Below are 19,006 nucleotides of genomic sequence, written 5' to 3' on the forward strand. Positions count from 1 at the left end.
TCACTCCGTGGGCATCAGGTTGATCGGGTGGTCGCCTGCGGGCGGCGCCGCCCAGAGGTACTGCACGGCGTACGCACGCCAGGGCCGCCAGGCGGCCGAGTGGCGGACGAGGGCCGCGGGGCTGCCGGGCAGGCCGAGTCCGGCGGCGGCCTTGCGGACGCCGAGGTCGGTGGCCGGGAAGGCGTCGGGGTCGCCGAGGGCGCGCATGGCGACGACCTCGACGGTCCAGGGGCCGATGCCGGGCAGCTCGGCGAGCTGCCGGCGGGCCCGTTCCCAGTCGCTGCCGCCGCCGAGGTCGAGGTCGCCGGCGGCGAGGGCGGCGACGAGCGCGGTGAGGGTGGTGCGCCGGGTCTGCGGCATCGCCAGGGCGGCGGGGTCGAGTCCGGCGAGGGCGCCGGGTTCGGGGAAGAGGTGGGTGAGGCCGCCCTCCGCGTCCTCGATCTCCGTGCCGTACGCGGTGACCAGCCGGCCCGCGTGGGTGCGGGCCGCGGCGGTGGAGACCTGCTGGCCGAGGACGGCCCGTACGGCGAACTCGGCGCCGTCCGCCGTACGCGGCACCCGCCGTCCGGGCGCCTTGGCGATCAGCTCGGCGAGCTGGGGGTCGCGGGCGAGCTGCTCGTCGACGGCAACGGGGTCGGCGTCGAGGTCGAGCAGCCGGCGGCAGCGGCTGATGGCGATGGCCAGGTCGCGCTGGTCGGTGAGGGCGAGGCGGGCGGCGATGTGGTCCGGCCCGGGGGTGAGCGAGGCGATGCCGTGCCCGTACGGGAGCCGCAGTGTGCGCCGGTACGCGCCGCCGCGCCACTCCTCCACGCCGGGGACGGCGGTGGCGACGAGGTGGCCGAAGAGGTTGTCGGGGGTGAGCGGCTGCCGGAAGGGCAGCCGGAGGCTGATGACACCGGGCGCGCCGCCGCCGGTGCCGGTCGCGCCGCGCGTACCGCCTGTGCCTGCGCGGGAGCGGGCGGCGCGGCGGCGCAGTTCGGTGGGGGCGAGGGCGAAGACCTCCTGGACGGTGTCGTTGAAGGTGCGGATGGAGGAGAAGCCCGCGGCGAAGGCGATGTCGCCCATGGGCAGCGGGGAGGTCTCGATGAGGACGCGCGCGGTCTGGGCGCGCTGGGCGCGGGCGAGCGCGAGCGGTCCCGCGCCCAGCTCGGCGCGGAGCTGGCGCTCGATCTGCCGGGCGCTGTAGCCGAGCCGGGCGGCGAGGCCCTCGACGCCGTCGCGGTCGACGACGCCGTCGGCGATGAGCCGCATGGCGCGGGCGGTGAGGTCGGCCCGGTGGTTCCACTCCGGGGAGCCGGGGCTGGTGTCGGGGCGGCACCGCTTGCAGGCGCGGAAGCCGGCCTGCTGGGCGGCGGCGGCGCTGGGGTAGAACCGCATGTTCCGGGGCTTGGGCGGGACGACGGGGCAACTGGGCCGGCAGTAGATGCCGGTGGTCAGCACCCCGGTGAAGAACCAGCCGTCGAAGCGGGCGTCCTTGGACTGGACGGCCCGTACGCAGCGCTCCGTATCGGTGAACATGTCTCCAGCGTCGTCCACCGCGGGGACGAAAGCTAGCGGGAATCCGACATGACGGTACGGCGGCGGTACGCCTCCGCCGGCCCGGGAGCGCCGCCCGTCAGCGGGACCGCGTCAGGGTGCGGAAGACCGCGCGGGCCGCGTTGTGGCCGCCCATCCCGTGCACCCCGGGCCCCGGGTACGTGGACGAGGAGCACAGGAAGACGCGCGGGTGGACCGTGGCCCACGGCACCCGGGCGAGCCGCGGGCGCATGAGGGTCTGCATGCCGGAGAACGCGCCGGAGGCGATGTCGCCGCCGACGTAGTTGGCGTTGCGCGCGGCCAGTTGCGGCGGTCCCGCGGTGGCGCGGGCCAGCACCAGATCGCGGAAGCCGGGCGCGAAGCGCTCCAACTGCCGCTCGATGGCGTCGGTGGCGTCGCCCTCCCAGCCGTTGGGCACGTGCCCGTAGACCCAGAAGGTGTGCTTGCCCTCGGGCGCGCGGGTGGGGTCGACGATGGTGGGCTGGCAGGTGATGAGGAACGGCACGGCGGGCGCGACGCCGTTCACGGCGGCGTCGAGGGCCGCGCCGATCTCGCCCTCGGTGGGCCCGACGTGCACCGTCGTGGCGCGCCGCGCCTCCGCCGAGGTCCACGGCATCGGCCCGTCCAGGGCGTAGTCGATCTTGAATACGGACGGTCCGTACCGGAAGCCGTCGTACGCGCCGCCGAGCCCGGCAATGCGTGCCAGCGCGGTCGGCGAGGTGTCGAAGACGTACGCGCGCGCCGGCGGCAGCTCGTCCAGCCGCTTGACCTCGATCCCGGTGTGGATCTCGCCGCCCAGCTCGCGCAGGTACGCCGCGAGCGCGTCGGAGATGGCCTGCGAGCCGCCGCGGGCCACCGGCCAGCCGACGGCGTGGCCGGCGAGCGCGAAGGTCAGCGCCATGGCCGCGGTGATCGGCGTGTGCAGCGGCGCGATGGCGTGCGCGGCGAGGCCGGCCATCATGCCGCGGGCGTGCGCGCCCCGGAAGCGGCGGTTCAGCAGCGACGCGGGCATGGCGAGCTGGCCGAGCCGCAGGAGGGTGACCGGGTCGCGGGGCACCGAGCGCAGCGAGGCGGTGAAGAAGTCCCACGACAGGGTGTCCCACTTGCCGAGGAAGGGCTCGACCAGCCGCCGGTAGACACCGGCGTCGCGGGTGCCGAGCGACATCGCCGTCTCGCCCACGGAGCGGGAGAGCACGGCCGCGGAGCCGTCGGGGAACGGGTGCGCCATGGCCAGTTCACTGTGCACCCACGCCAGGCCGTGTTCCGCCAGCGGCAGTTCGCCGAAGACCGGGGAGCCGATGCCGAAGGGGTGGGCGGCGGAGCAGGGGTCGTGCCGGAAGCCCGGCAGGGTCAGCTCGGCGGTGCTCGCCCCGCCGCCGATGTTGTCGCGGGCCTCGAAGACCTCGACCGTGAAGCCGCGTCTGGCGAGTTCGACGGCGGCGGTCAGCCCGTTGGGCCCCGCGCCTACGACCACCACGTCGACCAGCGTCGTCATCCGCCTCGCCACTCCCGTCGTCGCTGACTGGGGTCAGGGCTCTTCCGGTGGAACAATCCCGGTCCTTGCCGCCCCGCGCCGGCCTGATCCGGCAGCAGGACCCTAGGGCGCCGCCCCCGGTACGCCTCGGCCGGGTCCGGCCAGCAGGGCAAGGATATGACGTGCCGTTTCCGCGTCCCGCGCCGCGGTGAACGGAAGCGCGTTGCCGCCGGCCACGCGGAACGGCTCCCCCGCGACCGTACCGCTGGCGCCGCCCGCCTCGGCGACGAGCAGCAGGCCCGCGGCGTGGTCCCAGGGCTTCTCCCAGGAGAACGCCACCGCGTCGATCTCGCCGCGGGCCACGGACAGGTAGTCGTGGCCGGCGGAGCCGCAGGGCCTGGCCCGTACCCCGGGGACGTCGAGGCGGGCGAGGGCGCGCTTCTCGGCGTCGGTGGTGAAGTCGTGGTGGGAGACCGCGACGTGCAGCTCCTGCCCGGGCTCGGGCACGCCGGCGTGCAGTTCCTCGCCGCCGACGAGGTGCGCGCCGCCGCCGCGGCGGGCGACGGCCATGACGTCCTTCGCCGGCAGGTACGTCCAGGAGGCCAGCACCTCGCCGCGGTGGGCGAGGGTGACGAGCATGCAGAAGCCGGGCTCGCCGCGGACGAACTGCCGGGTGCCGTCGACGGGGTCCACGATCCACACCGGCGCGTCCTCGCGCAGCGCGGCGAGCCGGCCGGGGTCGGCATGCGTCCCCTCCTCGCCGACGAGCACAGAACCGGGCAGCAGCGCGGTCAGGCTGCGCTCCAGGTGCAGCTCGGCGTTCCGGTCGGCGACGGTGACCAGGTCGTGGGGGCCGTCCTTCTGCACGATCTCGTCGGCGCGGAGCTGCCGGAAGCGGGGCATGACCTCCTCGGCCGACGCCTTGCGCAGGGCGTCCTCGACCCGGTCGAGGGCGTCGGCGGAGGCCAGGAAATCGTCGATCATATGTCCATCGAACCATGCGGTGGCCCCGGACACGGAATGCGGAGAGGATGCGTGATTCCGTAGATTCCTGAAGAATCTGCTCCAAAGGGTCGGGGGCTTCGTTCGAGAGGGTCTCCCCCATGGCTGTCGCCGCCACCCCGATGAACCTCACCCGCGCCGCCCACGTCGGCATCTCGGTCTCGGACCTGGACGCCTCGATCGCGTTCTACGCCGCCCTCACCGGCCGGGAGCCCGCCGCGGCGGGGACGATGGACAGCGTCCCGTTCGGGCGGTCGCAGGGGCTGCCGGTCGCGACCCTGCGCTACGCGACGATCAACCTCGACGGCCTGGGCATCGACCTCATCCAGTTCCAGGACCCGGTCGGGGAGCGCACGAACGGGATGGCGAACCGGCCGGGCTCGATGCACCTGTGCCTGAAGGTGGACGACCTGGGGGCGGTGTACGGGCGGATGCGGGCGGCCGGGTATGCGTTCCTGGGCGAGGACTACACGTTCCGCGCGGGCGAGGTGACGCCGGAGGCGGCGCTCGGCACGAGGGTCGCGTACTTCAACGACCCGGACGGCACGAACCTGGAGATCATCGAGCCGAAGGGCGGCTTCGCGAACTAGGAAACGCCGTGGCGCGACCGGGGGTGGGCGCCCGTACCCTGTCCGCATGTCTGCGACGACGGAGAGTACGGGGCGGCGCCCCCTGGTGGCGATCCTCAGCGGCGCCGGCGTCTCCACCGACTCCGGCATCCCCGACTACCGCGGCCCGAACGGGGTCTGGCGCCGGGACCCGGAGGCGCAGAAGCTCGTCACGTACGACTACTACATGGCGGACCCGGAGATCCGGCGGCGCTCCTGGCAGATGCGGCGCACGAACCGCACGTTGGCCGCCGAGCCCAACGCGGCGCATCTGGCCATCGCGGATCTGGAGCGGGAGGGTGTGCCGGTACGGGTCCTCACGCAGAACGTGGACGGACTGCACCAGCTCGCGGGGACACCGGCCCGCAAGGTCCTCGAACTGCACGGCTCCGCCCGGAGCTTCGTGTGCACGAAGTGCGCCGCCCGGGGGCCGATGGCGGACGCGCTGGCCCGGGTGGAGGCGGGCGAGGCCGATCCGCCGTGCCTGGAGTGCGGCGGCATCCTCAAGTCCGCCACCGTGATGTTCGGCGAGCGCCTCGACCCCGCCGTACTGGGCGAGGCCGCCGCCATCGCGGAGGCGTGCGAGGTCTTCCTCGCCGTGGGCACCAGCCTCCAGGTCCAGCCCGCCGCCGGGCTGGCGGGCCTGGCCGCCGACCACGGCGCCCGCCTGATCGTCGTCAACGCCGAGCCGACCCCGTACGACGACCGCGCGGCGGAAGTCGTCCGCGAGCCCATCGGCACCGCCCTGCCGCCGCTGCTGACCCGCCTGACGGCGGAGAGCGCGTAGGACCCGCGCGGCGCGACCGGGGGCCGCCACGAGACAGCTTGGCCAGGTTGAGCGCATGACGAGCCTCACGCATCCGCGGCTGTCCGGACTGGGCCGGAATCCGGCGGCCCCGCAGGACGTGCTGGTGCGCCTGGCCGCACACCGGGCGGGCCGGCACGGGATTGGACGGCGCCGCGGAATGCTGGCGGACGCCGTTGTCGAGGCACTGCTGACGTACGGCGACGAGGACAGCGCCGTGCGCCTGCACGGGGACCGGGTCTCCCCGGCGATGCGCCGCAGGATCGCGGAGCATCCCGATCCGGCGATCCGGGACGCGTACGTGAACTTCGTCCGCGACATGGTGGATCGCGGGGTGGCCCTGGGCATCGAGGATCTCGAAGAGGCTTACGGCAGTCCGCGGACCGCACTTGCCGGCGCGCCGGACGCGAGGCTGCGCGCAGTGGTGGCGCAGGCGTGGCCCGACCGTCCGCTCGCCGTGCAGGTGAGCCTGCTCGCCGACCCGGATCCGGCGGTCCGCGCCGCCGCCACGCTGCGGAAGCAGCCGGGCGTCCCGCCGGAGTGGCGGGACCGCTGCCTCGCCGACCCCGCCGTGCGCGTCAACGTGGCGCGCCACGTGCCGCTCTCGCCGGACCAGTTCGCGCGGCTCCTGCGGAGCGGGGACGAGGAGGTCTTCGGGGCTGTCGCCAGGAACCCGCAGCTCCCGGCGGCGATGGTTGCGCAGCTCCTGGAGGTCGACGACCTGCAGGTGCGGGTCGCGGTGGCCCAGAGCCGTCACGTCGACGAGGAAACCCGGGCCGGGATCTACGCGCTCGTGGCAGCCGAGGACCTGAAGGGAGACATCGAGGTCCGTATGATGCCGGACTGGGGCCTCGGCGACCCGGACTGGCTGCGGGAAGCGCCCTTCAGCGAACGGATGCGCTATCTGGAAAGCCCGCACACACCGTTCCGGCGCGTCCTGGCGTCCTGCCACGACCTGCCCGCCGAGGCGTGGCAGCGGCTGGACGACGACCCGGAGCTCTCCGTCCGCCGCGCGGCCGCCCGGCGCCCGGACACACCACCGGATGTGCTGGAACGGCTCGTCCGCGCCGACGGTGACGTCTTCCGCCTCCGGCCGTTACTCGTCGACCACCCCAACTACCCCCGTCACACGCTGCGCACGCTCGCCGACGAGGAGGACCCGCACGTGCGTGACGTCGCCCTGCAGGACCCCGAGCTGCCCGTGGCCGCCCTCCGGCGACTCGCCTCGGCCGGCGAGTCCTTCCTGCGCGGCGGTGTCGCCCGTCACCCCAACGTCACGGACGCGCTGCTGGCGCAACTGCTCTCCGACCCGGAGCCCGAGGTCGCCGACGAAGCCGCCGCCAACCCCGTGCTCCGGGTGTCCCGGATGAGCCGGATCCTCATGGCCGCCGGTCTGTGAACGTGGCGGCGTCAGTGCGGAGCCGCTGTTGCCGGTGGTGTGGTGGCCGGCTTCGCGGGTGTTCCTCGCATCAGCAGGGTGTAGAGGATCAGCGACGCGCCCAGGCCCACCGCCCAGCCGTAGTCCGCCAGCGGCTTCAGGAAGGGGATCAGGCCGTCTTCCGGGTACGGGCCTGACGTGCCCTCGTCCGTGTGGGAGCCGCCTACCGCCAGGAGGGCGCCGACCGCGAAGGCCAGGATGCCGCGCCAGTTCCAGCCGCCCCGGTACCAGTACGCGCCCTCGCGGCGGTACAGGTCCGGGAGGGCGAGCGCGGTGCGGCGGACCAGCCAGTAGTCGGCGATCAGGACGCCGGCGACCGCGCCCAGGAGGCCGCCGTAGGTGCCGAGCCAGACGAAGATGTAGATGTCCGGGTTGGCGATCAGCTCCCAGGGGAACATCAGCATCCCCGCCGCGCAGGCGATCAGCGAGCCGGTGCGGAAGCTGATGGCCTTCGGCGCCAGGTGGGACAGGTCGTACGCCGGACTGACCAGGTTGGCCGCGACGTTCGTCGTCAGGGTGGCGAGCAGGATGACGAACAGGGCGAAGGCGACGCCCAGTTTGGTGTCCATCCGGGCCGCCAGTTCCGCCGGCTCCCAGACCGGCTTGCCGTAGACCGCCTGCGAGCCCGACGTGACCAGCACGGACAGCAGCGCGAACGCGGCCATCGTGGTGGGCAGTCCGAGCGACTGGCCCCAGATCTGCGCGCGCTGGCCGGCGCCGAAGCGGGTGAAGTCCGGGATGTTCAGCGACAGCGTCGACCAGAAGCCGATCATGCCCATGAGCGCGGGGAAGAACACCTTCCAGAACTCGGTGCCCCAGCCCAGCTCGGACGGCTCGTCCAGCAGCGGGCCGAAGCCGCCGGCCTGGTCGGCTATCCATATCAGCAGCGCGACCGCGCCCGCGAGCATCAGCGGCGCGGCCCAGTTCTCCAGCTTCTTCACCCCCTCCATGCCGAAGAGGATGATGCCGACCTCGATCAGCCAGAACAGCACGAAGCAGAGCCACTGCGGCCACGGATAGCCGCCCCACGAGCCGGCCTCTGCCCACCAGCTCCCGGCCCCGATGATCTTCCCGGCCAGGAAGTAGATCGCCTGGCCGCCGATCCACGTCTGGATGCCGAACCATGCGCAGGCGACGACACCCCGCAGCAGCGCCGGCAGGTTGGCGCCGACCACGCCGAACGACGAGCGGGCCAGGACCGGGAAGGGGATGCCGTACTTGGGGCCCGCGTGGCCGGTCAGCAGCATCGGCAGCAGCACGATGACGTTCGCCAGGGCGATGGTGAGGACGGCCTGCTTCCAGTCCATGCCCAGCGCGATGAGGCCCGCGGCCAGCGTCCAGGTCGGTACGTTGACCGCCATGCCGACCCACAGCGCGGCGAAGTTGTACGTGGTCCAGGTGCGCTGCGCGGCCGGGACGGGGAGCAGGTCGGCGTTGGCGTAGCGGCTGGTGCCGAGGTCGTCGGCGGGGGCGAGTTCCACCCTGCCGTTGGCCGGCGGCTGCGGGTGGGACGGTGACGCGGCGTCCGCGGTCATGGTGCCCCCTCAGGCCAGCGCCGGGATGACGTACTTCCCGTACGCGTCGATGGTGGACTCCTTCGCGTCGTGCATCGCGTAGATCGCGAACTGGTGCACGCCCAGCTCCCGAAGCCGGCGCAGCTTCTCCAGGTGGGCCTCGACGGGGCCCAGGATGCAGAAGCGGTCCACGATGTCGTCCGGGACGAAGTCGGTGGAGGGGTTTCCGGCGCGGCCGTGGTGGGAGTAGTCGTAGCCCTGGCGCTGCTTGACGTACGCCGTGAGCGCCTCGGGGACGACATCGGAGTGCTCGCCGTAGCGGTCGACGAGGTCGGCGACGTGGTTGCCGACCATGCCGCCGAACCAGCGGCACTGCTCGCGCGCGTGCGCCAGCGCCTCGGGGGTGCCGTCCGTGACGTACGCGGGGGCGGCGACGCAGATCGACAGGTCGTCCGGGTCGCGGCCCGCCTGGGCGGCGGCGGTGCGTACGGCCTTGACCATGAACTCGGTGAGGTAGACGTCCGAGAGCTGGAGGATGAAGCCGTCCGCGACCTGCCCGGCGAGCGCCAGCGCCTTCGGCCCGTACGCCGCCATCCAGACCGGCAGCCGGCCGTTCTCGACCCACGGCAGCCGCAGCGTCGTGCCGGACTCGCGGTCGACGACGGCCTCGCGGCCCTCGGCGAGGTCGCGGATGACGCGGATGGCGTCGCCGAGGCGGGCCAGGGTGTTGGGCGGGCGGCCGGCGACGCGCATGGCGGAGTCGCCGCGGCCGATGCCGCAGACGGTGCGGTTGCCGTACATCTCGTTGAGGGTGGCGAAGGCGGAGGCGGTGACCTCCCAGGCGCGGGTGCCGGGGTTGGTGACCATGGGGCCGACGGTGAGCCGGTCGGTGTGCTCCAGGATGCGGCTGTAGATGACGTACGGCTCCTGCCACAGGACGGTGGAGTCGAACGTCCAGCCGTAGCGGAAGCCGTTGTTCTCCGCGCGGCGCATGAGGCCGACGACGGCGGATGCGGGCGGGTCTGTCTGCAGCACGAGTCCGAAATCCACTTCGGCCCCCTTTGGTCGCGATGCCGGAGGTGTGGGTCTGGTGGCTGGTTCTACAGGAACTGGCAGGTGCCGCGCGGGATGTACTGGCCGTGTCCCGCGTGGCCGGTGAACTCCCGTGCGTTGAGGACGGTCTCGCCGCGGGAGAGCACGGTCTCGACCCGGCCGGTGATCTCCTTGCCCTCGTACGCCGAGTAGTCGACGTTCATGTGGTGCGTGGCGGCGGAGAGCGTCTGGCGGGCCCCGGGGTCGTAGATGACGATGTCGGCGTCGGAGCCGGGGGCGATGGTGCCCTTGCGGGGGTAGAGGCCGAACATCCGCGCCGGGGTGGCGCAGGCGATGTCGATCCAGCGGCGGCGCGTGAGGTGGCCGTCGAGCACGGCCTGGTGGAGCAGGTCCATCCGGTTCTCCACGCCCGGCAGCCCGTTGGGGATCCGGGAGAAGTCGCCGCGGCCCAGTTCCTTCTGGTCCGCGAAGCAGAACGGGCAGTGGTCGGTGGAGACGACCTGGAGGTCGTCGGTGCGCAGCCCGCGCCAGAGGGCGGCTTGGTGCTCGCGGGGGCGCAGCGGCGTGGAGCAGACGTACTTCGCGCCCTCGAAGTCCGGCTCCGCGAGGTTGTCGGTGGACAGGAAGAGGTACTGCGGGCAGGTCTCGCCGAAGACCGGCAGGCCGGCGTCGCGGGCCTGCGCCAGCTCGGCGACGGCCTCCTCGGCGGAGACGTGCACGACGTACAGCGGGCTGCCGGCGACCCGGGCGAGCTGGATGGCGCGGTGCGTGGCCTCGGCCTCCAGCAGCACCTTGCGCACCTCGCCGTGGTAACGCGGGTCGGTCCTGCCTGCCTTGAGGGCCTGTTCGACGAGGACGTCGATGGCGATGCCGTTCTCGGCGTGCATCATGATCAGCCCGCCGTTGCCGGCGGCGCGCTGCATGGCGCGCAGGATCTGGCCGTCGTCGCTGTAGAAGACGCCGGGGTAGGCCATGAACAGCTTGAAGGAGGTCACGCCCTCCTCGACCAGGCCGTCCATCTCCTTGAGCGTGTGCTCGTTGACGTCGGAGAGGATCATGTGGAAGGCGTAGTCGATGCTGCACTGGGCGTCGGCCTTGGCGTGCCAGGCGTCCAGGCCCTCGCGCAGCGCGCTGCCCTGCTTCTGTACGGCGAAGTCCACGATGGTCGTCGTGCCGCCCCAGGCGGCGGCGCGCGTGCCCGTCTCGAAGGTGTCCGAGGCGAACGTGCCGCCGAAGGGCAGTTCCATGTGGGTGTGGGCGTCCACGCCGCCCGGGATGACGTACTTGCCGGTGGCGTCGAGCACCGCGGCGCCCTCGTGCCAGCCGGCGGCGGCGTCGCTGCCGTGTGCGGCGAGGGCGGTGACGCGGCCGTCCTCGACGAGCACGTCGGCGTGGATCTCGTCGGCGGCGGTGATGACAAGTCCGCCGGTGATGACTGTACGGCTCACGGCCTCTGCTCCCTTCCGGCGACGCGACGTCACCAGGGGTCTACACCCGTAGAGTCGAGCTGCGTGCGAAGACCGTAGAAGCATGGCACCGCGCTCGGCAATACCGCGGCAGCCGCCCTTCGCCACCGCGTGGCGCGCGCCGGACGCCCCGGCCGTGCCCGCGGCACGCCGTACCCGTGCGTTCTGCACGCCTTCTTCGTGACAGCGGTGACTACTGCCGGTGCCCGCCCGGCTGAAATCCTTCACAGGCGCAGTCAAGGAGACGGCCTTGGGGGGAAATGGACAAGCGATACGAGGCGTTCTGCCTGGCCGACGAGTATTTCTACGAAACTCCGGACCGATTGTCCGGCGGCGCCGGCGCCTCGGTCGCGCTCTTCTCCGTCGCCCGCCGGGACACGCCGGACGGATGGGTCGACGCCTGGTCGGGGGACTGGCGGCAGTTGCAGCCCCTGGCCGATCGCGACTGGCCGGAGCAGGGCTGGAAGGTGCACGTCTCGGCCCGCCTCGACAACGCGGACCGCATCGGCACGCGCATCTGGGACTACTGCGTGCCGCGGAGTATTCCGTTCAAATTCGTGCCGGGAAAGCAACTCCTCTATCTCCGGAACTCCAAATACGCGAGCCGCACGATCAGCGGCAAGTTCGCCACGATCTATCCGCGCGACGACGCCATGCTGCACACGCTCCTGCGCGAACTGGGCGGGCAACTGGGCGCGGAGGACGGCCCGTACATCCTCACCGACCTGCGCTGGCAGGACGGCCCGCTGCACGTGCGCTACGGGGGCTTCGCCCCGCGCTACTGCGTCGGCGCCGACGGGACGCTGGTCCCGGCCGTCGAGGGGCCCGACGGCACGCTCGTCCCGGACCGCAAGGACCCGGCGTTCAGCGTGCCCGACTGGGTGACGCTGCCCGGCTTCCTGGCCCCCGAGTTGGCCGCGCGCAACGCCACGACCACCACCGGCCTGCCGTACCGCATCGAGCGCGCCCTGCACTTCTCCAACGGCGGCGGCGTCTACGCGGGCACCGACCTGCGCGACGGCGCACAGGTCGTGCTCAAGGAGGCCAGGCCGCACGCCGGCCTCGCCGCCGACGGGGCCGACGCGGTGGCCCGGCTGGAGCGGGAGCGGGCCGCGCTGGAGCGGCTGGCCGGTCTCGGCGTCGCGCCGGGCGTACGCGACTGGTTCGAGCTGGGCGGGCACCGCTTCCTGGTCATGGACTTCCTGCCGGGCCGCACCCTCAACTCCTTCTTCGCGGAGCGCCACCCGCTGCTGGCCGCGCGGCCGGACCCGGCGGAGGTGGCGTCGTACACCCGCTGGGCGGTACGGGTGCACGGGGCGGTGGAGCGGGCGGTCGCGGCGGTGCACGGGCGCGGTCTGGGCTTCAACGACCTGCACATGTTCAACATCATGGTCGCGCCGGAGGCGGACGCGGCGGCGGGCGAGGCGGACGCGGGCGCGGCGGGGGCGGCCGAGGTGTCGGTGGCGCTGGTCGACTTCGAGGCGGCGGCGCCGGTGGCGGACGGGCCGCGGCAGATCGTCGCGCACCCCGGGTACGTGGCACCGGCGGACCGCGAGGGCTTCGCGATCGACCGCTACGCGCTGGCCTGCCTGCGGATCGCGCTGTTCCTGCCGATGACGACGCTGCTGGCCGTCGACCGGCGCAAGGCGGCGCATCTGGCGCGGGTGGCGGCGGAGCAGTTCCCCGAGCTGCCGGAGGAATTCCTGCGGGAGGCGGTCGAGGAGATCACCGGGGGAACGGGGGCGGGGGCGCGTACCGGGAAGGCGGGGGCCGGCGGTGCCGACGGTACGGCGGCCCCGGCGCCCGACTCGGCGGCGGTCCCGGCCGCGAGACCCGGCGCGGCGGCCGGCGGGGGGCCGCTGCTGCCGGTCGAGCCCGACGACTGGCCGAGCAGCCGCGCGGCCATGGCCCGGGCGCTGGCCGCCTCCGCGACCCCCGAGCGCGACGACCGCGTCTTCCCCGGTGACGTCGCCCAGTTCGACGACGGCGGCGGCCTCGGGATCTCGTTCGGCGCCGCGGGCGTGCTGTACGCGCTCGCCGAGGCCGGCGCGCCGCGCAGCGAGACCGGCGAGGAATGGCTGCTGAAGCGGACCGCCGCACCGCCCCGCGGCACGCCGTTCGGGCTGTACGACGGCCTGCTCGGGGTGGCGTACGTGCTGGAGCGGCTCGGGCACGGCAAACGGGCGCTCGACCTCGTCGAGCAGGTGCTCGCCGAGAACTGGCAGGCGCTCGCCTCCCATCTGCACGGCGGGCTCGCCGGCGCCGGGCTGGTGCTCGGCCACCTCGCGACCGCCTGCGGCGAGCCGTCCCTCCACGACCACGCCCTGCGCGCGGCCACGCTGCTGACCGACCGGCTCGCCGCGGCGGGCCCGGCGTACGACGGCGGCGCCGCCCGTACCCCCGCCGCCCGCGGCGGCGAGCGCGCCGGGCTGCTGCGCGGCTGGACCGGGCCCGCGCTGTTCTTCGTCCGGCTGTACGAGCGCACCGGCGACCCCGCGCTGCTGGACGCCGCCGCCACCGCGCTCCGCCGCGACCTCGACCGCTGCCGCACCGACCGCACCGGCGGCCTCGTCGTCGACGAGGGCCACCGCACCATGCCGTACCTCGGCGACGGCAGCGCGGGCATCGCGACCGTGCTCGACGACTACCTCGGGCACCGCGACGACGAGGACTTCGCCGCGGCGCGCGCGGCGGTCCTGCCCGCCGTCCGGATGCGCTACTACGCCCAACCCGGCCTGTTCCAGGGGCGGGCCGGGATGCTGCTGCACCTCGGCCGCACCGCGACCCCCGGCGTCCGCGCCGCGGACCTCGGCGCCCAGGCCGCCGCGCTCTCCTGGTACGCCCTGCCGTACGGCGGCGGGCTCGCCTTCCCCGGCGACCAGATGATGCGGCTGTCCATGGACCTGGCCACCGGCACCGCCGGCTGCCTGCTCGCGCTCGCCGCGGCGCAGCCCGGGAGCGACGCCGGCCTGCCCTTCCTGTCGCCCGCGCACCGGCGCGGACGACGGGCGGACCGGCCCCACGACGGGGCCGGAGTACCAGCACCATCCGGCAAGTCCCGGCAGTAACCGAGTGAACCAAGGAGACATCATGGCGCTTCTCGACCTTCAGGCCCTGGAAGCTTCCGAGCAGACCGGCGGCGGCGACAGCAGCCTGAGCCTGCTGTGCGGCAAGCACAGCTCGCACAGCGTGCTGCTCTGCCTCTGACCTTCCCGCACCGAAGAGGCCCCGGGCGCACACGACGGCGCCCGGGGCCGCGCGGTCGCCTTGCCGGGGCGGCGGACGGCGGGAGGAGCGGAACGGCGGACGGGGGAACGGCAGTCGGCGGCACGGCAGCCGGCGGCACGGGGAAGCAGCGGGCGGAGAAACAGGGCCGAGCACACCGGAGCGCGCAAGGGCCGTACGGGCTGGGCCGCGGCCACCGGAGTCCGGCGGGGAAGGGACGGAACTCGTGGACGGTTCCCGGGCGGCCGGAGGCCCGTCGGACGGCGCCGGCGGCCGGCGAGCGGATCCGGTGGACGGCGGGCCGGAGACGGCCGCGGACGGGACGCGGCGGCTGCTGCTGCGGGCCGGGCGGCACAGCGGTGCGTACACCGCCGCGCTCTGCCTGGTCACCACCGCCGCCGCGGGCGCGGCGCTCGCCCTGCCCGCGGCGCTCGGCGTCGCCCTGGACCGGCTGCTCGCCGACTCCCAAGACGCCCCCCGCGCCCTCGCCCTGTGCGCCGCGCTGACCGCCGCGACCATCCTCCTCGACGCCGCCGAGACCGTGCTCAACGGCGTCACCACCGCCCGGACCACCGCCTGGCTGCGCCGCCGCCTGCTCGGCGCCGCGCTGGCCACCGAGCCGCACCGCGCCGCCCAACTGGCCACCGGCGACCTCGTGACCCGCGCCACCGGCAACGCCGCCCACGCCGGCGCCGCGCCCGCCGCGGCCGCGTCCACCCTCGGCGCCCTGCTGACCCCGGTCGGCGCGCTCGTCGCGCTGGCCGTCATCGACCCCTGGCTCGCCGTCGTCCTCGGCGTCGGCACCCCCGTACTCGTCCTCCTGCTGCGCGCGTTCGTCCGCAGCGCGGGCGACTGCGTGACGCGCTACCAGGAGGCGCAGGCCGCCATCGCGGCCCGGCTGGCCGAGGCCCTGGCCGGGGCGCGGACCATCGCCGCCGCCGGCACCGTGGGCCGCGAACGGCGCCGCGCGCTGGGCCCGTTGCCGGAGCTGAGCCGGCACGGCCACCGGATGTGGCACGTGCAGGGCCGCGCCACCGCGCAGGCGGCCGTCGTCGTGCCGCTGCTGCAGCTCGCCGTCGTGGCCGTCGCCGGGCTGCGGCTCGGCGCCGGCCGGCTGAGCGTGGGCGAGCTGCTGGCGGCGGGCCGGTACGCGATGCTCGCCGGCGGCATCGGCGTCCTCGTCGGCCACGTCAACACTCTCGTACGCAGCCGGGCGGCCGCGCGGCGGCTGACGCCGGTGCTGCGGCTGCCCCCGGTCCCGTACGGGCACGACGCCGCACCGGCGGACGGCGGCGGCCGGCTGGAGCTGCGCGGGGTCACGGTGCGGCGCGGCGGGCGGACCGTGCTGCACGAGCTGGAGCTGACGGTGCCGGCGGGCGCGACGGTCGCGGTGGTGGGGCGCTCGGGCGCCGGCAAGTCGCTGCTCGCCGCGGTGGCGGGGCGGCTCACCGACCCGGACGCGGGCGACGTCCGGCTCGACGGCGTGCCGCTGGCCGCGCTGGCGCGCACGGAGCTGCGGGCGGCGGTGTCCTACGCGTTCGCGCGCCCCGCGCTGCTCGGCGGCACGGTCGCGGAGGCCCTCGCGTACGCCGACCCACGCACCCCGGTCGCGGCCGGCCGCGTGGCCGCGGCGGCGCAGGCCGCCGACGCCGACACCTTCGTACGCGCACTCCCCGCCGGCTACGCCACTCCCGCGGCGGACGCGCCGCTGTCCGGCGGCGAGCTGCAACGCCTGGGTCTTGCACGCGCGTTCGCCCGCGACGCGCGGCTGCTGATCATGGATGACGCGCTCTCCGGACTCGACGCGGCCACGGAACTCCGCATCGAGCGGGCGCTGCTGGCGGGGGCCGGTGCGGGGCCGGGTGCCGTGCCCGGTTCGGCGGGAGGCGCGGGTGACCGGCACGGCGGGGGCGGTGCGGAGGGCGAAGCCGAGGGGGGTGGCGCCGCCCTCCGCACCGGCACGGGCCGGAGCCGGCTGGTCGTGGCGCACCGGGCGGGCACCGCGGCGCGCGCCGACCTCGTCGCGTGGCTGGACGGCGGCCGGGTCCGGGCGTTGCGCCCGCACGCGGAGCTGTGCGCCGACCCGGCGTACCGCGCCCTGTGGTCGCAGGAGCCGCCCGATGCGTGACCGCACTTCCCGGGCAACGGGTGCCCGCACCCCCGCGTACCGTGCCCGGCCGCACGAGGAGCCCGCCCATGCGTGACAGCGACACCGAGCACCGCCCCGCCGGCCGGGGCCAAGTCGCCCCCCGGACCGGCCCCTCCGATTCCGCGCCCGGGCTGCGGGTGCTCGTGCCCGCCGGGCTGCGGTTCCTGCGCCGCAGGCGGCGGGTCGTCTGCGCGGTGGCCGGGTGGTCCGCCGTCGAGGCGCTCCAGACCTTCCTGCTCGGGCACGCCCTCGCGCGGGCCGTCGACCGCGGGTTCCTGGCCGACCGTCCCGGGGTGGGGCTCGCCTGGCTCGCCGCCGCCGCGGTGGGCGTCGCGGTGGGGGCCTTCGGGACGCTGCGGGTGTACGGGGCCGTCGCCCGGCTGACCGAGGATCTGCGGGACACCCTCGTGCGGCGCGTCGTCACCGGGGCGCTGGAGCGCGCGGCGGCCCGCGCGCGGGCCGAGGGGCCGGCGGCGGTGTCGCGGCTCACGCACCAGGTGGAGATCGCCCGCGACGGCTTCGCGGGGCTCGTGATGGTGACCCGGTCCTTCGTCGTCACCGCCGCCGCCGCGCTGCTGGGACTGCTGACGCTGGCGCCGCCGCTGCTGCTCGTGGTGCTGCCGCCGCTGGCGGCGGGACTGGCGGTCTTCTGCTGGTCGTTGCGTCCGCTGTCCCGCTGCCAGCGGGACTTCCTCGCCGCCGACGAGGCGCTGGCCGCCGGGCTGGGGTCGGTCGTGGACGGCCTGCGCGACGTGGTCGCCTGCGGCGGCGAGCAGCGCGCGGGCGACGCCGTACGGGCCCGGGTGGACGCCGAACTGGCCGCCGCGACGGCGCTCGCGCGCTGGGGCACGATGCGCGATGTCGCCGTGGGCGTCGGCGGCCGGCTCCCGGTGCTGGCCCTGCTGCTGGCCGCGCCGTGGCTGCTGGCCCGCGGGGTGACGGCGGGCGCGCTGGTGGGCGCGCTGGCGTACCTGACGCAGGCGCTGCTCCCGGCGCTGCAGTCGCTGGTCTTCGGCCTCGGCGGCACGGGCGCCCGGCTGACGGTGGTGGCGGGCAGGCTGTACGCCGCGGGCCCCCCGCGCCCGGCCGGCGGGGACGGCGGGGACGAGGGCACCGGGGCCGGCGACGGGACCGGGCTCCCCCGGCCCCGTACCGGCGCGGCACCCGGCACCCCGCCCGGCACCCGCCGCCCCCTCGCCCCCGGTGTGGCGCTCGAATTGCGGCGGGTGTCCTTCCGGTACGGGCCCCGCTCCGGCGCCGTCCTCCGCGGGCTCGACCTCGTCGTACGGGACGGGGAGCACCTCGCCGTCGTGGGACCCAGCGGCATCGGGAAGTCGACGCTGGCGAGCCTCGCGGCCGGGCTCGTGGTGCCCGGGGACGGCGAGGTGCTGAGGGCCTGCCGCCCGGTGCTGCTGCCGCAGGAGGCGTACGTGTTCGGCGGCAGCCTCCGCGACAACCTCGCCTATCTGTGCCCCTCCCCCGTGTGCGACACGGAACTCGACCGCTCCGTGCACGCCGTCGGCGCGGCGCCGCTCGTGGCCCGGCTCGGCGGGCTGGACGCGCTGCTGCGGCCCGCGGAGCTGTCGGCCGGGGAGCGGCAGCTCCTCGCGCTCGCCCGCGCGCACCTGGCGCCGCCGCCGCTCGCACTGCTCGACGAGGCGACGTGCCATCTCGACCCGGCCGCGGAGGCGGTCGCGGAGCGGGCGTTCGCGCGGCGGCCCGGCGGCACGCTCGTGGTCGTCGCACACCGCGTCGCGTCGGCGGCGCGGGCGGACCGGGTGCTGGTCCTGGACGGCCGGTCGGCGACGGCGGGCACGCACGGCGAACTGCTGGAACGCTCGCCCTTCTACCGCGAACTGACCGGCGCCCCCCGGCTCGTACACACGCCACCCCGAAGCTGACCTTCCCGTCCGCCCGTGTCGACTGCCCCGGGCGGACGGGAAGGCGGTCAGAGCCAGCCCGCACTGTCCGCGATGCGGATGGCGTCGACGCGGTTGCGCGCGCCCGTCTTCCGGATCGCCGCGGCGAGGTAGTTGCGGACCGTGCCGCCCGCCAGGTGCAGCGCCGCCGCTATCTCCGCGACCGGGGCCCCCTCCGCCGCGGCCGCCAGCACCGCCTGCTCCCTGCCGGTCAGCGGCATGTCCGCCGCCCTGAGGAAGTCCCAGGCCAGGGCCTCGTCGACGTACCGCTCACCGGTCGCCACCCGCCGGATGCCTGCGATCAGCCGCTCCGGCGCCGAGTCCTTGCTGACGAAGCCCCGCACGTCGGCCTGCGAGGCCCGCCGCAGCAGCCCCGGCCGGCCCGCCTCGGTGAGGATCACCACCCTTTCCGCGGCGGTGTCCGGCAGCCCGGACCACGCGCCGTCGCCGTCCACCACGCACACCTGCGCCTGCCAGTCGTCCGCCGGTCTTCGCTCGTGGCGGCACGCCGTCGTGAGTACGTCGAGATCCTGTTCTCCCCCCAGCAAGGCGGCCAGCGCCGACCTGATGAGCATCGTGTCGTGTATCAGAAGCACGCGGATCACTGAGCGCCCCCCTCGTCACCCGCAACCGAGCCCGACGGGGTCACGGTCGGTCCGCTTATGAATACACGGAGACACCGCCGGTTTGTGCGCGTAGTTCCGGACATCGTGGTGCGAGAAGGGCGCACAACCCGGTGGATAGACCGACCGCGCGCCCCCCTCCGGGCCCTTGACAGCCGTCAGCCCGCGAAACCCGAAACCAGAAGCGCGAAAAC

The 19,006-nt window shown here is 74.9% G+C and carries 14 protein-coding genes; 7 read left to right on the forward strand and 7 right to left on the reverse strand.

Annotated features, from left to right (window positions below; translation table 11 throughout):
* The 3 genes from CXR04_RS05135 to CXR04_RS05145 all read right to left on the reverse strand — a co-directional run bounded on the left by CXR04_RS05135 (window position 1) and on the right by CXR04_RS05145 (window position 3,994).
* Entirely contained in the window at window positions 1-1,518 is a 1,518-nt protein-coding gene (locus CXR04_RS05135; RefSeq protein ID WP_101420700.1) for an AlkA N-terminal domain-containing protein, read from the reverse strand.
* 97 nt (window positions 1,519-1,615) lie between these two features.
* Window positions 1,616-3,031: a phytoene desaturase family protein gene (locus tag CXR04_RS05140; protein WP_101420701.1), complete on the reverse strand. Its 1,416-nt coding sequence runs from the start codon at window positions 3,029-3,031 to the stop codon at window positions 1,616-1,618.
* 102 nt (window positions 3,032-3,133) lie between these two features.
* Window positions 3,134-3,994: an inositol monophosphatase family protein gene (locus CXR04_RS05145; protein ID WP_101420702.1), complete on the reverse strand. Its 861-nt coding sequence runs from the start codon at window positions 3,992-3,994 to the stop codon at window positions 3,134-3,136.
* A 119-nt stretch (window positions 3,995-4,113) separates the two neighbouring features.
* On the opposite strand from CXR04_RS05145, the gene CXR04_RS05150 reads away from it, so the two are divergent.
* The 3 genes from CXR04_RS05150 to CXR04_RS05160 are packed head-to-tail and all read left to right on the forward strand — an operon-like array spanning window position 4,114 to window position 6,824.
* Window positions 4,114-4,602: a VOC family protein gene (locus CXR04_RS05150; protein ID WP_101420703.1), complete on the forward strand. Its 489-nt coding sequence runs from the start codon at window positions 4,114-4,116 to the stop codon at window positions 4,600-4,602.
* 46 nt (window positions 4,603-4,648) lie between these two features.
* Window positions 4,649-5,407 carry an SIR2 family NAD-dependent protein deacylase gene (locus tag CXR04_RS05155; RefSeq protein ID WP_101420704.1) on the forward strand — a complete coding sequence of 253 codons (759 nt, stop codon included), beginning with the start codon at window positions 4,649-4,651 and terminating at the stop codon, window positions 5,405-5,407.
* Window positions 5,408-5,462: 55 nt separating this feature from the next.
* The gene (locus tag CXR04_RS05160; RefSeq protein ID WP_101420705.1) at window positions 5,463-6,824 is read left to right on the forward strand and encodes a hypothetical protein; all 1,362 of its coding nucleotides are present in this window, start codon (window positions 5,463-5,465) and stop codon (window positions 6,822-6,824) included.
* A gap of 11 nt (window positions 6,825-6,835) precedes the next feature.
* On the opposite strand, the gene CXR04_RS05165 is transcribed toward CXR04_RS05160, so the two are convergent.
* From CXR04_RS05165 to hydA, 3 genes are read right to left on the reverse strand one after another with little or no spacing between them, the layout of a single operon-like run.
* Window positions 6,836-8,398, reverse strand: a complete 1,563-nt coding sequence (locus tag CXR04_RS05165) for an NCS1 family nucleobase:cation symporter-1 (protein WP_101420706.1) — start codon at window positions 8,396-8,398, stop codon at window positions 6,836-6,838.
* Window positions 8,399-8,407: 9 nt separating this feature from the next.
* Window positions 8,408-9,427 (reverse strand): TIGR03842 family LLM class F420-dependent oxidoreductase, encoded by a 1,020-nt coding sequence (locus tag CXR04_RS05170; protein WP_101420707.1) that lies wholly within the window; start codon window positions 9,425-9,427, stop codon window positions 8,408-8,410.
* A gap of 50 nt (window positions 9,428-9,477) precedes the next feature.
* Window positions 9,478-10,878: a dihydropyrimidinase gene (gene hydA, locus CXR04_RS05175; protein WP_101420708.1), complete on the reverse strand. Its 1,401-nt coding sequence runs from the start codon at window positions 10,876-10,878 to the stop codon at window positions 9,478-9,480.
* A gap of 278 nt (window positions 10,879-11,156) precedes the next feature.
* Here hydA and lanKC point away from each other — a divergent pair, with 278 nt between their 5' ends.
* The 4 genes from lanKC (at window position 11,157) to CXR04_RS05195 (ending at window position 18,171) form a co-directional block, all read left to right on the forward strand.
* Entirely contained in the window at window positions 11,157-13,964 is a 2,808-nt protein-coding gene (gene lanKC, locus CXR04_RS05180; RefSeq protein ID WP_101420709.1) for a class III lanthionine synthetase LanKC, read from the forward strand.
* Window positions 13,965-13,986: 22 nt separating this feature from the next.
* Complete coding sequence (locus CXR04_RS05185; RefSeq protein ID WP_018837057.1) at window positions 13,987-14,103, forward strand: SapB/AmfS family lanthipeptide; 117 nt, start codon at window positions 13,987-13,989, stop codon at window positions 14,101-14,103.
* Between the two features lie 244 nt (window positions 14,104-14,347).
* The gene (locus CXR04_RS05190; RefSeq protein WP_442802355.1) at window positions 14,348-16,249 is read left to right on the forward strand and encodes an ATP-binding cassette domain-containing protein; all 1,902 of its coding nucleotides are present in this window, start codon (window positions 14,348-14,350) and stop codon (window positions 16,247-16,249) included.
* Window positions 16,250-16,407: 158 nt separating this feature from the next.
* A complete protein-coding gene (locus tag CXR04_RS05195; RefSeq protein WP_101426201.1) occupies window positions 16,408-18,171 on the forward strand; it encodes an ATP-binding cassette domain-containing protein in 1,764 nt (587 codons plus the stop codon).
* Window positions 18,172-18,218: 47 nt separating this feature from the next.
* Here CXR04_RS05195 and CXR04_RS05200 read toward each other — a convergent pair whose 3' ends face one another.
* On the reverse strand, window positions 18,219-18,794 hold the full coding sequence (locus tag CXR04_RS05200; protein ID WP_324840856.1) for a response regulator transcription factor: 576 nt from the start codon (window positions 18,792-18,794) through the stop codon (window positions 18,219-18,221).
* Window positions 18,795-19,006: the final 212 nt, after the last annotated feature.

This window comes from Streptomyces sp. CMB-StM0423, from assembly GCF_002847285.1.
Lineage (GTDB): Bacteria > Actinomycetota > Actinomycetes > Streptomycetales > Streptomycetaceae > Streptomyces.

Coding starts and splice junctions, on each gene's coding strand:
- CXR04_RS05185 (WP_018837057.1), top strand. CDS start 13,987: ATGGCGCTTCTCGACCTTCAGGCCCTGGAAGCTTCCGAGCAGACCGGC.
- CXR04_RS05155 (WP_101420704.1), top strand. CDS start 4,649: ATGTCTGCGACGACGGAGAGTACGGGGCGGCGCCCCCTGGTGGCGATC.
- CXR04_RS05135 (WP_101420700.1), bottom strand. CDS start 1,518: ATGTTCACCGATACGGAGCGCTGCGTACGGGCCGTCCAGTCCAAGGAC.
- lanKC (WP_101420709.1), top strand. CDS start 11,157: ATGGACAAGCGATACGAGGCGTTCTGCCTGGCCGACGAGTATTTCTAC.
- CXR04_RS05160 (WP_101420705.1), top strand. CDS start 5,463: ATGACGAGCCTCACGCATCCGCGGCTGTCCGGACTGGGCCGGAATCCG.
- CXR04_RS05145 (WP_101420702.1), bottom strand. CDS start 3,994: ATGATCGACGATTTCCTGGCCTCCGCCGACGCCCTCGACCGGGTCGAG.
- CXR04_RS05150 (WP_101420703.1), top strand. CDS start 4,114: ATGGCTGTCGCCGCCACCCCGATGAACCTCACCCGCGCCGCCCACGTC.
- CXR04_RS05165 (WP_101420706.1), bottom strand. CDS start 8,398: ATGACCGCGGACGCCGCGTCACCGTCCCACCCGCAGCCGCCGGCCAAC.
- CXR04_RS05140 (WP_101420701.1), bottom strand. CDS start 3,031: ATGACGACGCTGGTCGACGTGGTGGTCGTAGGCGCGGGGCCCAACGGG.